Annotated in this window: 15 protein-coding genes; 10 read left to right on the top strand and 5 right to left on the bottom strand. The window is 69.2% G+C overall.

The window, feature by feature from the left end; genetic code table 11:
- Positions 1–9 precede the first annotated feature (9 nt).
- Entirely contained in the window at positions 10–1,038 is a 1,029-nt protein-coding gene (locus tag P5W98_RS23260) for a glycosyltransferase family 2 protein (RefSeq protein ID WP_421074003.1), read from the top strand.
- Here the strand turns inward: P5W98_RS23260 and P5W98_RS23255 are convergent.
- The 3 genes from P5W98_RS23255 to P5W98_RS23245 form a co-directional block, all read right to left on the bottom strand.
- Positions 1,035–1,721: a PIG-L family deacetylase gene (locus tag P5W98_RS23255; protein ID WP_421073330.1), complete on the bottom strand. Its 687-nt coding sequence runs from the start codon at positions 1,719–1,721 to the stop codon at positions 1,035–1,037. The two genes, P5W98_RS23260 and P5W98_RS23255, sit on opposite strands and share 4 nt — an antisense overlap.
- Positions 1,722–1,964: 243 nt before the next feature.
- The gene (locus P5W98_RS23250; protein ID WP_421025766.1) at positions 1,965–2,396 is read right to left on the bottom strand and encodes a CBS domain-containing protein; all 432 of its coding nucleotides are present in this window, start codon (positions 2,394–2,396) and stop codon (positions 1,965–1,967) included.
- A 69-nt stretch (positions 2,397–2,465) separates the two neighbouring features.
- The gene (locus P5W98_RS23245; protein WP_421025767.1) at positions 2,466–2,951 is read right to left on the bottom strand and encodes a GNAT family N-acetyltransferase; all 486 of its coding nucleotides are present in this window, start codon (positions 2,949–2,951) and stop codon (positions 2,466–2,468) included.
- A gap of 190 nt (positions 2,952–3,141) precedes the next feature.
- On the opposite strand from P5W98_RS23245, the gene P5W98_RS23240 reads away from it, so the two are divergent.
- From P5W98_RS23240 to P5W98_RS23220, 5 genes are all read left to right on the top strand, one after another.
- Positions 3,142–3,654 (top strand): PRC-barrel domain-containing protein, encoded by a 513-nt coding sequence (locus P5W98_RS23240; protein WP_421025768.1) that lies wholly within the window; start codon positions 3,142–3,144, stop codon positions 3,652–3,654.
- Between the two features lie 47 nt (positions 3,655–3,701).
- Entirely contained in the window at positions 3,702–4,634 is a 933-nt protein-coding gene (locus tag P5W98_RS23235) for a hypothetical protein (RefSeq protein ID WP_421025769.1), read from the top strand.
- Complete coding sequence (locus P5W98_RS23230; protein ID WP_421025770.1) at positions 4,631–5,374, top strand: gluconate 2-dehydrogenase subunit 3 family protein; 744 nt, start codon at positions 4,631–4,633, stop codon at positions 5,372–5,374. Before P5W98_RS23235 ends, P5W98_RS23230 begins: the two co-directional genes overlap by 4 nt.
- The gene (locus P5W98_RS23225; protein WP_421025771.1) at positions 5,364–7,025 is read left to right on the top strand and encodes a GMC family oxidoreductase; all 1,662 of its coding nucleotides are present in this window, start codon (positions 5,364–5,366) and stop codon (positions 7,023–7,025) included. Before P5W98_RS23230 ends, P5W98_RS23225 begins: the two co-directional genes overlap by 11 nt.
- A gap of 96 nt (positions 7,026–7,121) precedes the next feature.
- Complete coding sequence (locus tag P5W98_RS23220) at positions 7,122–7,274, top strand: DUF6496 domain-containing protein (RefSeq protein WP_167556472.1); 153 nt, start codon at positions 7,122–7,124, stop codon at positions 7,272–7,274.
- A gap of 205 nt (positions 7,275–7,479) precedes the next feature.
- Here the strand turns inward: P5W98_RS23220 and P5W98_RS23215 are convergent, their stop codons facing one another.
- Complete coding sequence (locus P5W98_RS23215) at positions 7,480–8,034, bottom strand: DUF4142 domain-containing protein (RefSeq protein WP_421025772.1); 555 nt, start codon at positions 8,032–8,034, stop codon at positions 7,480–7,482.
- A 170-nt stretch (positions 8,035–8,204) separates the two neighbouring features.
- On the opposite strand from P5W98_RS23215, the gene coxB reads away from it, so the two are divergent.
- From coxB to P5W98_RS23195, 4 genes are read left to right on the top strand one after another with little or no spacing between them, the layout of a single operon-like run.
- Positions 8,205–9,410, top strand: coding sequence for a cytochrome c oxidase subunit II (gene coxB, locus P5W98_RS23210; RefSeq protein ID WP_434718536.1), 1,206 nt, complete (start codon positions 8,205–8,207; stop codon positions 9,408–9,410).
- A 13-nt stretch (positions 9,411–9,423) separates the two neighbouring features.
- Entirely contained in the window at positions 9,424–12,069 is a 2,646-nt protein-coding gene (gene ctaD / locus P5W98_RS23205) for a cytochrome c oxidase subunit I (protein WP_421025773.1), read from the top strand.
- The gene (locus P5W98_RS23200; RefSeq protein WP_421042725.1) at positions 12,066–12,488 is read left to right on the top strand and encodes a hypothetical protein; all 423 of its coding nucleotides are present in this window, start codon (positions 12,066–12,068) and stop codon (positions 12,486–12,488) included. The genes ctaD and P5W98_RS23200 overlap by 4 nt, the downstream gene beginning before the upstream one ends.
- On the top strand, positions 12,479–13,780 hold the full coding sequence (locus P5W98_RS23195; protein ID WP_421025775.1) for a c-type cytochrome: 1,302 nt from the start codon (positions 12,479–12,481) through the stop codon (positions 13,778–13,780). The genes P5W98_RS23200 and P5W98_RS23195 overlap by 10 nt, the downstream gene beginning before the upstream one ends.
- 91 nt (positions 13,781–13,871) lie before the next feature.
- Here the strand turns inward: P5W98_RS23195 and P5W98_RS23190 are convergent, their stop codons facing one another.
- On the bottom strand, positions 13,872–14,333 hold the full coding sequence (locus P5W98_RS23190; RefSeq protein ID WP_421025776.1) for a hypothetical protein: 462 nt from the start codon (positions 14,331–14,333) through the stop codon (positions 13,872–13,874).
- Between the last annotated feature and the right edge of the window lie 206 nt (positions 14,334–14,539).

Raw genomic sequence — 14,539 nt, 5'->3', positions numbered from 1 at the left:
GAGGCCAAGGTGCAGCACAGATTCTTCAATCCCTTGATCAGCGTGGTGGTGCTCACCCGCAACCGGCGCGCGGAGGCCGTGCGCACGGTGACTGCCCTGCTGCGTCTGCCGGAGCGGCCCGAGGTCATCGTGGTCGACAACGGCTCGACCGACGGCACGCCGCAACTGCTTGCCCATGTCTGCCCCGGCTTGCGGGTGCTGCGCTGCGGAGCCAATCTGGGCGCCGCCGGGCGCAATGTGGGCGCCGTGCAGGTGCGCACGCGCTACGTCGCGTTCAGCGACGACGACACCGAATGGCAGCCCGGCGCCCTCGCCGATGCGGTCGAGTTGCTCGAACGGCATCCACGCATCGGCACGCTGTGCGCGCGCGTGGTGGTCGGCGAGGCGCGAACGCTCGACCCCACCTGCGAGCGCATGGCCGCGAGCCCGCTCGCGGCCGCCGACCATCCGCTGCGCCGTCTGACCGGATTCATGGCGGGCGCCGCGGTGTTTCGCACCGCCGTCTTTCGCGAACTGGGCGGCTATGAGCCGCAGCTTTTCATCGGCGGAGAAGAAGCGCTGCTCTCGCTCGACGTGCTGCAGGCCGGCTACGACATCGCCTACGCGCCTTCGCTCGAAGTGCATCACCGCCCTTCGCCGGTGCGCGACAGCGCATTGCGCCGGCGCGTGCTGGCGCGCAACGCCGCGCTCGTCGCGTGGCTGCGGCTGCCGCGCCGCGAGGCCATGGCCGCGACGTGGCGCGCGCTGGCGAGCGCCTGCAAGGAAGCCCGCCCGAGCGACGATCTGCGCGCGCTCGTGCGCGGCATTCGCTGGGCCGCGCGCCGGCGACGCCCCGTCGCCGCACGCGTGCTGCGCCTGCGCGAGGCCGTGTGCGACGCGGAGCGCAGGCACGCCGCGCCGCGGCCGTCGCTGTTGTCGCTGTTGTCGCTGTTGTCGCTGTTGTCGCTGTTGTCGCTGTTGTCGCTGTTGTCGCTGTTGTCGCTGTTGTCGCTGTTGTCGCGGCCGTCAGCGTCGTCATGCGATCTGGAGCAGAACTAGATGCGAGGCGCGACACGCCAGTAGCGCTCCGCCCGCGCCGCGTCGGGCGGATAGCGGCGGAACGCGCGCAACTGGCTCGCGTAAGCGAGGACGGCGCGCCGCTTGAGCGCCGCAATCCATCGTCCGGGCGACGCGCCCAGCGCGTGCGGGCGCCATGGGCTGGCGCACAGCCGCGCCGCTTCAATGCGCGCCAGCCCCTCGTCGAGCACGCCCGGGATGGCGCGGTAGATGGCGTCCTCGTAAGCGATGCATTCGGCCATGCGCCGCGTGCGCAGCAGCAGCCGGCACGCCGCGCCCACGCATTCGTGATCGCTATGCCAGAGCCCGAGCGGGAACACGGGCAGATAGCGTCCGTGCAGGCCAACCTGCTCGAACGCTTCGGCCAACGCCGCGGCGATCGCTTCGGGCCGCGCCGCCGCGCCGTACTGCGCGTCCGGGAATCTCAGCCACAGTGGCTTCGCGCCGCAATGAGCGAGCGCGCATTCGTCTTCGCGGCAGCGCACGCGCATGGCTTCGTGCGAATCGCGAAAGCCGCTTGCTTCGTCCCATGGCGTGCATCTCGCAATGGCCGGTTCGCCCGCGAACACGGTGCAGACCACCGAGCCGCCAAACCTCGCGAGCAGGCTGCCGCAGCCGAGCACTGCATCGTCGAGATGCGGCGAGACCACGAAGAGACGCGGCATGCCGCGCGGCGCGGGCAGCGTTCCATCGCGGGCACAGAGGGGCGGCGGGTGCGGCATGGGGGTCCTCAGCCAGCAAGGCAGTATGCCCGCTGCGTGCAAGCGTCAGGCCCATGCGCATGACGCATGACGCACCATGCACCGATGCGGCAGCGCCGGCGCGGCCCGCGTAGCGGGCGGCCGGCGCCGCCACATGCCGTTTCATGGCTTACGCGTAGCTTCTACAACCCCGCCGATGCGTCGCGCTTACCCCCGGCGATCGGGCTGCGAAGGCGAGGACACCGCGCGCAGCACCGACGAGCGGTCGCCCTCCGCCCAGGTTGCGAGGTCGCCAAGCGACACGATGCCGATCAGTTGCCGGTTGCGGTCGAGGACCGGCAAGCGCCGGATCTGGCGGCTGACCATCTTCTGCTCGGCGACGCTCACGTCGTCGTCGCCGTAGCACCATTCGACGGTGTCGCTGAGCGCCTCCAGCACCGGCGACTCGGGTCCCGCACCCGCCGATACGCCGCGCACGACGATGTCGCGATCGGTCAGCATGCCTACGAGACGCGTGCCGTCGCATATCGGCAGCACACCCACGTTGAGGCGATCCATGATTTGCGCCGCTTCTTGCAGCGAGGCTTCGGGTGGTAGCACGTCGGCTTCACGTGTCATGACTTCTGCGATCGTGGTCATGATGGCTCCTTCTTCGGTTGGAGGTAATCGGCCTGCGCAAACGAAGCCGCATCGGCTATGCCGAAGCTTTCAGGAGCACTGTGCCGGCGCGAGCGTCTTGCCAAGGCAGCGAACGCCAGCCGCGCCGATGTATTCACCGAACGGCTCGATGGTTTCGTAGCCATGCCGCTGATAGAAAGCCACCGCACGGCGATTCGCTGCGCGCGTTTCGAGGATGACGCGCCGGTAGCCCATCGAAACGGCCACGTCTTCGAGAAACTGCAGTATCGCGGCGCCCGTGCCCGGACATTGCGGGCGCCGGTAAATGCGCTTGAATTCCGCGATCTCGAACGAATAGCGCCGCAAGGCGCCGCAGCCGATTGCATGGCCGTCGATCGTGCGCGCCACCGCAAAGGCGCTGCGCGAACGCTGCACGTCCTCGATGCTGAATCGGGACTGCGCGCCATCCGCGCTATAGAGCGCGAGCATGGCGCTCAGCTCGTCGAGCATCGCGCGCGCGTCCAGCGTGCAAGGGTTTTCTTCGCGCACCACGGCAACAAGTGACAGGTCGCTCATACCCGGTGCCCTCCTTTTCATATCGTCAAACCGTGGGCACGCAAGGATGGTGCCGCGCCCGCGCGCGCCCTTCCGGGCCCGCCGGTTGCGAAACCCCGGTTGTCACATCCGTTACGTCCGGCGGCCCGCCGATGCCTGGGCGGCCGCCGAGCGGATTCCTGCACCCTTGCGTCCATTTGAGGAGCACATCATGGTTTTGAATCCCGCTTCGAATCCCGACTCCCGGCAAACCGGCGCGCGCATCGTCGGCGAGGGCAACGAAACCGCGGCCGGCCCCGGCCCCTATGTCATGGCGGCGAATACCCTGGAGGGCGACCGCGTATTTAGTTCGGATAACCAGGAGATCGGCAAGATCAAGGAGATCATGCTGGAAGTCGCCAGCGGACGCGTCGCCTATGCCGTCATGTCGAGCGGTGGGTTCCTCGGCATCGGCGACAAGCTGCTCGCGCTGCCTTGGTCCGCGCTCACGCTCGATGCCACCAACAAGCGCTTCTTGCTGAACGTCAGCGCGGAACGGGTCAAGCTCGCGCCGGGTTTCGACAAGGATCACTGGCCCGCCATGGCCGATCTCGAGTGGAGCACGAGCGTGCACGAGTACTACGGCACGCCCGGGTACTGGGAAAACGGCCTGCTCGCGAAGCGCGGCGAAGACGTGCCGCCCGAATCGCCGGGGCCGATCGGAGGCGACGGCCGCGAACTCTGACTTCGGCGGCCATCGCCGGACAGGTGACAGGCCAGGGAGATCACGTCATGACACAAGCGGCTCGCCTCGCCACCGGGATCGTCAGCGTGGCGGCAGGCACGGCGCTCGCGCTCTGGTCCACGCGCGACCTGCGCCATGCGCAGCACGCGGGCGCGTCCGGCAAGCACGTGGCCGCCGCGCGCGCGTTCAGCCACGGCGCTGCGCTGCTCGCGCTGTCGACCCTCGCCGATAGCGCGATGGAACACTATCGCGGCGGCTTCGAGAATCGCGCGATGTATCTCGCGCCGAGCGTCGCGCTCTGCTCGCTCGCGGCGGCGCTGCACGGCGGCTCGGACCCGCGCGCCGGCTCGCAGCGCCTGCGCCACGCCATCCAGATCGGCAGCGCGGCCACCGGCGCGGCGGGCACCGCGTTCCATCTCTACAACGTGACCAAGCGTCCTGGCGCACTGAGCTGGCACAACCTCTTTTACGCCGCGCCGCTGGGCGCGCCTTTCGCACTGCTGCTCTCCGGCGTGCTGGGCGCCGTCGCCGAGCCCTTGCGAGACCAGCCGGAGCACGACCCGCGGCTGTTCGGCGTGCCCGCGGGCAAGGCGCTCGCGCTGGTGGCCGGCGTGGGTCTCATCGGCACGGCAGCCGAGGCAGCGTTGCTGCATTTTCGCGGCGCATACCAGCATCCGGCGATGTACGCGCCCGTCACGATCGCCCCCGTGGGCGGCGCGCTGCTGCTGCACGCCGCCCTCGCGCCGCCGAGGCACGCCGCGCGGGCCAGCGCGTTCGCGCGCGCGTGGCTGCGCATCACGGCGGCGCTCGGCTTCGCGGGTGCGGGCTTTCACGCGCAAGGCGTGGCGCGCGCCCAGGGCGGCTGGCGCAACTGGTCGCAGAACCTTTTCGCCGGCCCGCCGCTGCCCGCGCCGCCGTCGTTCAGCGCGCTGGCGCTCGCCGGGCTCGCCGCGCTGCGCATGAGGGAGACAGAACGATGAGCCGAACCACGCGCTACCCCGGTTACGACGTGCTCGCCAAGCGCGACACGCCATCGTGGGATGCGCCTACGCGCGCCGTGATCGACGCGCGTCTGGCGACGCCTCGCGCGCCGCGCTATCTCGACGCCGCGCGCTGGCAAACGCTGCTGGCGCTGTGTGCGTGCATCATCCCGCAGGACGGCGAAGGAGGCGGCGAAGGATGCCGCGAAGGAGGCGAACCGCACGAGGGCATGGCGCCGGCCGTGCCGATCGCCGCGCTGCTCGACGGCAAACTGCTTGCGGATCGCCGTGACGGCTTTCGCGACGCGCGCCTGCCGCCGTTGCGCGAGGCGTGGGACACGGGACTCGCCGCGCTCGACGCCGAAAGCGAAGCCGCGTTGGGCGAACCCTTTCACCGCCTCGGCAGCGCCGACCGCCTTGCGCTGATCACCCACATGCAGCACGGCGAACTGCGTTGCGCAGCGTGGCATGGCATGCCTTGCGGCGTGTTCTTCGCCAAGCGCGTGCTGCACGATCTGAGCGCCGCGTACTGGTCGCATCCGGCGGCCTGGAGCGAACTCGGCTTCGGCGGGCCGGCGAATCCGCGCGGCTACGTGCGTCTCTATTTCAATCGGCGCGACCCGTGGGAGGCCGTCGAACTGCACGAGGCCGAACAGGACGACACAGCCGGCAACGCCGACGAGGCCAGCAAGGCCCCTGCACGCGCGGCCGTGCTCCGGGAGAACCAGCGTGTGCGCTGACGTGCGCACTGTCGCTGACGCGCGCGCAGCGCCGCGCGGCAGGCACGGCCGGGCGCCGGATGTGTTCCGGCGCGGCGGCTGGCTGCCGATGCGCGAGTACGCGCCCGACGACATGGTGGATTTCGCGATCGTCGGCACCGGCGCGGGCGGGGCCACGCTCGCATGCAGGCTTGCCGAGGCCGGCTTTCGCGTCGTGGCATTCGACGCGGGCGCGTGGTGGCGTCCGCTCGAGGAGTTCGCCTCCGACGAAACCGATCAGACCAAGCTCTACTGGACCGACGAGCGCATCTGCGACGGCGAGAATCCGCTGCAGCTCGGCAGCAACAACAGCGGCAAGGCGGTGGGCGGCAGCACGGTGCACTTCGCGATGGTGTCGCTGCGCTTTCGGCCCGAGTGGTTCCAGGCGCGCACGCGGCTCGGCTACGGCGCCGACTGGCCGCTCGACTGGCGCGAGATGTGGCGCTACTACACCGAAGTCGAGCGGGCGCTGGGCATCGCGGGGCCGGTGCGCTATCCGTGGGGCCCGAAACGGCCGCGCTACCCGTACCGCGCGCACGAAATCAATGCGGCGGGCCTCGTGCTCGCGCGCGGCTGCGAGGCGCTCGGGATTGGCTGGTCGCCCACCCCGCTCGCCACGCTCTCCGCGCCGCGCGGCGACGCGCACCAGTGCGTCTACCGCGGCTTTTGCGTCACGGGCTGCTCGACCAACGCAAAACAAAGCGCGCTGGTCACCTGGATTCCGCGCGCCGTGCGCGCGGGCGCCGAGATCCGCGACCTCGCGATGGTGGGCCGCATCGAAACCAACGCGCAGGGTCGTGCGAGCGGCGTGCATTTTCATCGCGAAGGACGCTGGCAGTTCCAGCGCGCGCGCAATGTGGTGGTGGCCGGCTACGCCATCGAAACGCCGCGCCTGTTGCTGCTCTCCGCGAATGCGCGCTATCCCGACGGACTCGCGAACAGCACCGGGCTCGTCGGCAAGAACCTGATGGTGCAGACCAACCAGGCCGCCTGGGGCACGATGGACGAAGAGATCCGCTGGTACAAGGGGCCGCCCTCGCTCGCGCTGACCGAGCACTGGAATTACGAGGACAAGGGCAAGGATTTTCACGGCGGCTACTGCTACATGAGCCAGGGGCCGCTGCCGCTCGTGTGGGCGGCGACGCAAACGAGCCGTGGCCTGTGGGGCGACGCGCTGATGGACGAGATGCGCCGCTACAACCATCAGGCCGGGCTGAAGATGGTGGGCGAAACGATGCCGCAGGAACGCAACCGCGTCACGCTCGCCGACGAGAAAGATGCACTCGGCCTGCCCATCGCGCGCGTGACGTGGTCGATGTGCGAGAACGACCGGCGTCTCGTGTGCCATGCGCTCGACCACATGAGCCGCGCGCTCGACGCGGCGGGCGCGCACGACATCTGGACTCAGGACGACGACACCTGCCACCTGAACGGCACCGCGCGCATGGGCAGCGACGCCCGCACGAGCGTCGTGAACGCCGATTGCCGGAGTTGGGACATTCCGAATCTGTGGATCTGCGATGGGTCCGTGTTTCCTACCGTGGGCGGCGTGAATCCGTCGCTCACGATTCAGGCGGTGGCCTGCCGCACGGCCGATCGCATCGGTGTGCTGGCGGCGCGCGGAGAGTTGTGAGCAATGGGCGGTGCCCCGCGAACCGCGATGCGAGGCACGCAGGCACACAGGCACGCCTCATGCCTCAATACAGGTGTTTCTCACAGGAGGACCATCATGCCACTTAGCAAGGGAAAAACCCGCGAAGCCATCTCGAAGAACGTCAAGACGGAAATGAAGCACGGCAAATCGCAGAAGCAGGCGGTGGCCATCGCCTTGAATCAGGCCCGCAAATCGGGCGCCAAGATTCCGAAGAAGCATTCGAAATAGCGTCGCGCGGTCCACATCAGCATTGCGCGAAGAGGAGCGGCGGCTGAGAACGCGGTCCGGCAGGTGATGATCCGGGCAACGGGCCGCCGATCCTCTACAACGCAACGAAATTTCAATGCCTCACGGAGAACTTGCAACGCTTACCTGGCATGCTCACCTGGCATGCTTGCCTGGCACACCTGGCTGGCATGCTTGCCTGGCAAACTTACTTGGCCGCCGTTGTACTCACCCCCACTTTCTGCGCAAGCGACTGCGCCATGCGGTAGTGCTCCTCGATGGTCGGCAGCGCCTTGCGCGCGGCCTTTTTCAGGTCGTCGTTCTGGCCATCGGCAATTTCCTTCTGGAACGCCTGCACCGCTTCCTTGTGGCCTTGCAGCCCCAGCTTCTGCGCATAGGCCTGGTCGAATGCCGTGTCCTTGAGCGGGCGCAGCGCATCGAGCACCGAGGTATCCGAATTCTTCACCGGCACCGTGACGCCATGCGGCGCCGCGATCTTCAATTGCGCCGCGAGCTTGGTGTGATCGAACGCCATATGCCGCGCGAACGCGCGCACGTCCTTGTTCTCGGTGTTATGCATGGCTAGCTTGGCCGCATCGATTTCGGTGGACGACGACATCGATGCCGCCTGCACGAACGCACGGTCAGCCGAAGGCAATGGATTGGCCGCGGTGGTCGAGGCGGCTTCGGTCTGCTGCGCCTGAACGCACAACGGCGTGCCGCACGCCAGGGCGCCGGCGATGACTGCAAGGGCGAATTTCATAGGCTGACTCCGGTTGGGCGCGCCGCCGCGCCGGCCAGGGCCGGCAGCGGCACGCGGGACATGACGGTACGAATGTGTAATCGAGGCGCATGGAACACCCCGCGGGAAGACCCAGCGGCGCCATGCCGCCCACCCACTCGGTCACGCAACCGGCATGCCAATACTCGCGCATCCGCGCGCCGCATCGGGCACGCGCTCTGCGCTCGTGGCAAGGCCGTTCAGCACCGCTCAGGAGAACCGCCCATGCCTCTCGCACAGCCGGCCCTGCCATTGGAGCAGCCGTGAGTCCGGCCTGGCGGCTTCGCGGCACGTGGGCGCGCCCATGGGCGGCGGCCGCCGGCGCGCTCGGCTGCGCCACGGCGGCCAACGCCGGCCGCGCGGCCACGCCGCTTGCGTACTTTCTGCATAGCGCAGGGCCGGCTTCAGCGCCTGTGAAGCTGCTGGGCTGGGGGCTCGCGGCACTGTGCGTGGTCGTCTGCGTGGCGATCGCCGTGCTGCTGGCGATGGCGCTGCGCGCCACTCGCTCGTCGTGGGACGCGTCGCGGGCGCCAGACGAAGCCCTTACGGCGGAACAGCAAACGGCAGCACAAACGGCAGAACGCAAAGCGGAGCGAACCGCAAACCGCTTCGTGGCCATCGGCACCGCCGTTTCGACGGTGCTCCTGCTTGGCGCGCTCGTGGGCATGCTGCGGGTGCTGGCCATGGTCGCGGACCCGCCGCGCGCGAGCGCGCTCACCGTGCATGTCACGGCCTACGACTGGTGGTGGAAAGTGACTTATACGACGTCCTCCGGCGCCGCTTTTGCAACGGCCAACGAGATTCATATTCCCACCGGCGCGCCGGTGCGCGTCGACCTCGAAAGCGCCGATGTCGTCCACGCGTTCTGGGTGCCGGCCCTCGCCGGCAAGACCCAGGCGATCCCGGGGCAGATCAACCGGCAATGGATCGAAGCGGACCGGCCCGGCGTCTGGCGCGGCCAGTGCACGCAGTTCTGCGGGCCGCAGCATGCGCACATGGCGCTCGAAGTCGTGGCGCAGGCGCCCGACGCCTTCGAACAGTGGACCCGCGCCCAGGCGCAGCCCGCCGCCGCGCCCGGCAATCCCGCCGCGCAGCGCGGCGCCGGGGTGTTCGCGCAGCACTGCGCGGCCTGCCACGCCGTGCGCGGCACCGAGGCCACCGGCGCGCAAGGCCCCGACCTCACGCATCTCGCGTCGCGCCGGCTGATCGCCGCGGGCGCGCTCGCCAATACCGCCGCGAACCGGCTCGACTGGATCGCCCATGCGCAGCAGATCAAGCCGGGCTCGCTGATGCCCTCCATCGCCCTCACGCCCGCCGAGGCCAGCGACCTGGGCGCCTGGCTCGACACGCTCCATTGACCGCGCCCGCGCCATGAATCTTCGTTCGGCATCCTCTTCATCAGGCCGCGCCACAGTGCCTTCCCGCCCGCGCGCGGCACGCTTCTCGCGCGTGCCCGAAACCGGCACCGCGCCGCTCGACGAGCCCACCTTACGCCGCCTCGAAGCCATCTGGGAGACGCGCCCCGGCTGGCGCGGCTGGTTTTCGACGGTCGATCACAAGACCATCGGCCTACGCTACCTCGTCACCGCTTTCGTGTTCCTGCTGCTGGGCGGCGCAGAGGCGCTCGTCATGCGCGCGCAGCTCGCGCAGCCCAACGAAACGCTGCTCACGCCGCAGCAATACGACCAGCTCTTCACGATGCATGGCGTGACGATGATCTTTCTCTATGCGCTGCCCGTGCTGAGCGGCTTTTCCAACTATCTGTGGCCGCTCGTGCTCGGCTCGCGCGACATGGCGTTTCCGCGCCTGAACGCGCTGTCGTACTGGATTTTTCTGGGCGCGGGCATGCTGCTCTATGCGAGCTTTCCGCGCGGCCAGGGCGCCAATGCGGGCTGGTTCAACTACGTGCCGCTCTCCTCGGCCGCCTACGATCCCGGGCCGAACATCGACGTCTACGCGCTCGGCATGGTGCTGCTCGGCATTTCCACGACGGTGGGCGCGGCCAACTTCGTCATCACGTTCTTGCGCATGCGCGCCAGCGGCATGTCGATCGCGCGGCTGCCGATCCTCGTCTGGGGCACCTTCACGGCGTCGTGCGCCAATCTCCTCGCGGTGCCCTCCGTGAGCCTCGCCTTCTTCATGCTCTGGCTCGACCGCAACGCGGGCACGCACTTCTTCGACACCAGCGCCGACGGCCGCCCGCTGCTCTGGCAGCATCTGTTCTGGATCTTCGCGCATCCGTGGGTCTACGTGGTCGTGCTGCCGGCCATGGGCATCGTCTCCGAAGCACTGCCGACTTTCTGCCGGCGGCCGATCGCGGCCTACGCCGCCGTCGCGCTCTCGACCGTGGCGACCATGCTGGTGGGCTTCGAGGTCTGGCTGCACCACATGTTCGCGACCGGCCTGCCGCCGCTCGCGCTCGCGTTCTTCGGCGCGGCGAGCATGCTGATCTCGGTGCCGAGCGCGATTGCGGTGTTCGCGTGGATCGCCACCATCTGGACCGGCAAGCCCGTGTTCAAAACGCCGTTTCTCTACTTCGCGGGCTTCGTGCTGATGTTCACCGTGGGCGGCGTCTCGGGGGTGATGACGGCCGCCGTGCCGCTCGACTGGCAGCTCACCGACACCTATTTCGTGGTCGCGCACCTGCACTATGTGCTGCTCGGCATCAACGTGTTTCCGGTGCTGGGCGGGCTCGTCTACTGGTTCCCGAAGTTCACGGGACGGCTGATGCACGAGCGCTTCGGGCAATGGACGTTCTGGGTGCTGTTCGTGGGCTTCAACCTCGGCTTCTTTCCGATGCACATCTCGGGACTGCTCGGCATGCCGCGCCGCGTCTACACCTATCCCGAGGGCATGGGCTGGGACACCGCGAACCTCGTGACCACCATCGGCGCGTTCGTGTTCGCCATCGGCATTGTCATGTTCATCGGCAACGCGCTCGCGAGCATGAAGCGCGGCGAGCGCGCCGGGCCGAATCCGTGGCGCGCGGCGGGCCTCGAATGGTCCACCTCGTCTCCGCCGCCGCCGTACAACTTCGCGGTCCTGCCGAGCGTGCGCTCGCGCGATCCGCTGTGGGCAAGCGGCGCGCACCTCGCGCGCCCCGGCTATCTGCTGCATCGCGGCCGCGAGGCGCTCGGCATCACGCCGCTGGGCGGCGAGCCCGACGTCATCCTGAAGATGCCCGACGATGCGTATTCGCCCTTCGTGCTCGGTGTGGCCGCAACGTTTCTGTTCGTCGGGCTGCTGCTGCATTCGGCGGCGCTCACGGGGCTCGCCGCGCTCGCCTGCGCCGCCGCGCTGCTCGCTTGGCTGTGGCCGCGCAAGGAGCTCGGCCAGCGCGAGCCTTTCGTACCTCAACCGGCACCTCAGCCCGCGCCGCCCGCCGGGAATCCCGATCTCGACCCGGAAACGCCCGGCAGCGACGACGAAAGCCTCGCGCTGCCCGTGGGCAGCGCCGGCGAGCATGCGGGCGGATGGTGGGGCGTGCTCACGCTCGTGGTCACGGAAGCGGCGCTGTTCGGCTATCTGATCTTCTCCTACCTCTATCTCGCCTCGCAGAGCGCGCAGCCATGGCCGCCCGAAGGCCTGCCCAAGCTCGGTGTGAGCGGCCTGAACACCGCGATTCTGCTCGCGAGCAGCGGGTTCGTCTGGCTCGCCGGCGCATGCGTGCGGCGCGCGCGCACGCGGCCCGCGTTCTGGTCGATGGCGGTGGCCGTCGCGCTCGGCTGCGCATTCGTGGGCATCCAGTTTTCGGAATGGCACGAGCGGCCCTACGGCATCGCATCGCACCTCTATGGTTCCCTTTACTTCACGATCACGGGCTTTCACATGGCTCACGTGATGGCCGGCGTGGTCATGCTGGTCTGGCTCGCCATCTGGATCGCGCGCGGCTATTTCGATGGCCGCCGCGACGCCGCGCTCAACATCGGCGGCCTCTACTGGCACTTCGTCGATATCGTGTGGCTCTTCATTTTCAGCGTGCTTTATCTCTCGCCTTACTGGTTCAGGAGCCGATGATGGAATCCGCCGCCGCATCCGGACGCGCCGCGCCGGCGCGCTTGCTGCACGTCGCCGCCTGGTATGGTCTGCTCGGCGTGCCGTTCGTCTGGATGGGGCATGTGCTGCTGTGCATGAGCCTCGTGGCAACGGCCTGCGTGGGCGGCGTCACGCAGCACAACGCCTTGCCGTGGAGCATCGTGCACGGGCTGCTGGCGCTGGCGTCGTTCGCCGCGTTCGTGCTCGCGCTGGCCGGCGTGATCGGGGCGCGCCGCGCCAGGCGCAGCGCGCTCGCGCTGCGCGGCCCGCAGCGCAATACGCTGCACTTCGTGGCCTGGTGCGGCGAGGCCGTTTCCATCGCCTTCACCATCGGCCTCGTGTTCACGATATCGGTGCTCGTGGCGTTGCCGCTGCAGCACCTGTGCGAATCATGGCGATGAACCGGCTTGCCGCGCTGCTGTGCGCCACCGCGCTATGCGCCGCCTGCCACCAGGGCGGCAGCGAGGCGAACGATGCGCGCAAGCCGCCGCCGGACCCGGCGCAGATCGCGCGCGGCAAGCAGCTCGCGCAGGCCGGCGATTGCGCCTCGTGCCACGATTCCGCACAACACCAGCCGTTCGCGGGCGGCCTGGCTATCTCTTCGCCTTTCGGCCCGATCTACGCGAGCAACATCACCCCCGATCCCGTGCATGGCATCGGGCGCTACACCCCGGCGCAATTCGCAGCGGCGCTGCAACGAGGCATCGCGCCGGACGGCAAGCGGCTCTATCCCGCCATGCCCTATCCCTCGTTCGCTGCGCTCGCCCCGCGCGACGTGGACGCGCTCTATCAGTACTTCATGTACGGCGTCGCGCCGGTGCCGAACGAAGTGCAGGCGACGCGTCTGCCGTTCCCGTTCAACCAGCGCTGGGTGCTGTTGTTCTGGCGCCTCGCGTTCTCGCGCCACCGCCGCTACGAGGCGCAGCCGGGGCAAACGGCGCAATGGAACCGCGGCGCATGGCTCGTGCAGGGGCTCGGCCACTGCGGCGCATGCCACACGCCGCGCGGCCCCGCCTACAACGAGATGGGCTACGACGAACGCAGCCCGCTCTATCTCACCGGCGGTGTGACCGACAACTGGTTCGCGCCGAACCTCACGGGCGACCCGGGCAGCGGCCTCGGGCGCTGGAGCGCGAACGACATCGCCGCGTTCCTGCGCAATGGTCACAACGCGCGCGCGTACGCATTCGGCGCGATGGCGCCCGTGGTGGGCGCGAGCACGCAGTACCTGAGCGACGACGATCTGCACGCCATCGCGATCTATCTGAAATCGCTGCCCGCCCATGCGCGCAGCGGCGCTTATGACGACACCGTGGCGGCGCGCGACGCGACCCGTCAGGTGCTGCAAGACGGCGTGCCCGAGCGGCCCGGCGCGGGCGTCTACCTTGCGTACTGCGCGAAATGCCATGGCGCCGATGGACGCGGCAAGCCCGACAAGGCGCCGCCGCTAGCAGGCAGCACGCTCACGCTGGCGGCGAATCCCACCAGCGCGCTGCGCCTCGTGATCGAAGGCAGCGAGAGCCCCCGGACCGCCGGCGGCGGCGCGCCGCTCAAAATGCCCGGCTTCCGCGCGAAATTGACCGACGGCGAAATCGCCGAGGTCTTGAGCTTCGTGCGCGGCGCGTGGGGCAACAACGCCGCGCCGGTTGCGCCCGCCGAGGCGACGCGCCTGCGCGAAGCGATCCGGCAATAGCGGCTGGCGCGTGCGCCGGTCTCGCGCAGTGCGGCGGGCGGCGCGCGCCCGTCATGCGCGGCACCCCGCCCGGCCCCGGAGGCGAGCGCGGCTAGTCGCCGCTGCTGCCGTTGCTGCCAGTGTTGCCGTTGCTGCCGCTGTTGCCCGGCATGCCGGCAGGGGGGGTGCGCGTATCGCCCATCTCGGCCGCATTGCCGGAATGGCTCGACCCGCTCATATCCGCGGGCCGCTTAACGTGCTTCTTCGAATGCGTCCGGTGGGCGTTCGGGTTCATGGAACTCGATGAACTGGTGACCGCAGGAGCCTGCTCGACACCCTGCGTGTTTGGCGGATAGACGCCAGTCGACTGGCCGCCGGCCGACCCTTCGACGCCGCCGCCCGCACCCGCGGCGCCGCGCGCGCCCGCACTACCACCCGCACTACCGCCCGCACTACCGCCCGCACTACCGCCCGCGCCCGCACCTGCGCCGCCTGCGGTCTGCGCGAGCGTAGCCCCGGACGCGGCCAGAATGGCGCTCAGTACAGCTGAAATGATCAATCGATGTCGCATCATGATTTGTGCTCCTTATCAACGTGGCTGAGAAAAACGTGTCCGGCACGGGAGAAGCCGGGCATCCCACGTCTTCTTTCCCGCACGCGGTGTGCCTCCGCGCGCGCATGCGCATCGACGCTTCGGCGCGCACGATCCATGCAGACGGCACGGCCTTTGCGCGCCGGCCATCATGGCCCCCGCGCGCTCGCCCTACCCGGAGATGCATC

Source organism: Paraburkholderia sp. A1BS-2L (genome assembly GCF_051125205.1).
Taxonomy (GTDB): domain Bacteria; phylum Pseudomonadota; class Gammaproteobacteria; order Burkholderiales; family Burkholderiaceae; genus Paraburkholderia.
The sequence above is the reverse complement of the archived record's forward strand: the minus strand, read 5'-3'. Positions and strand labels throughout refer to the sequence as shown.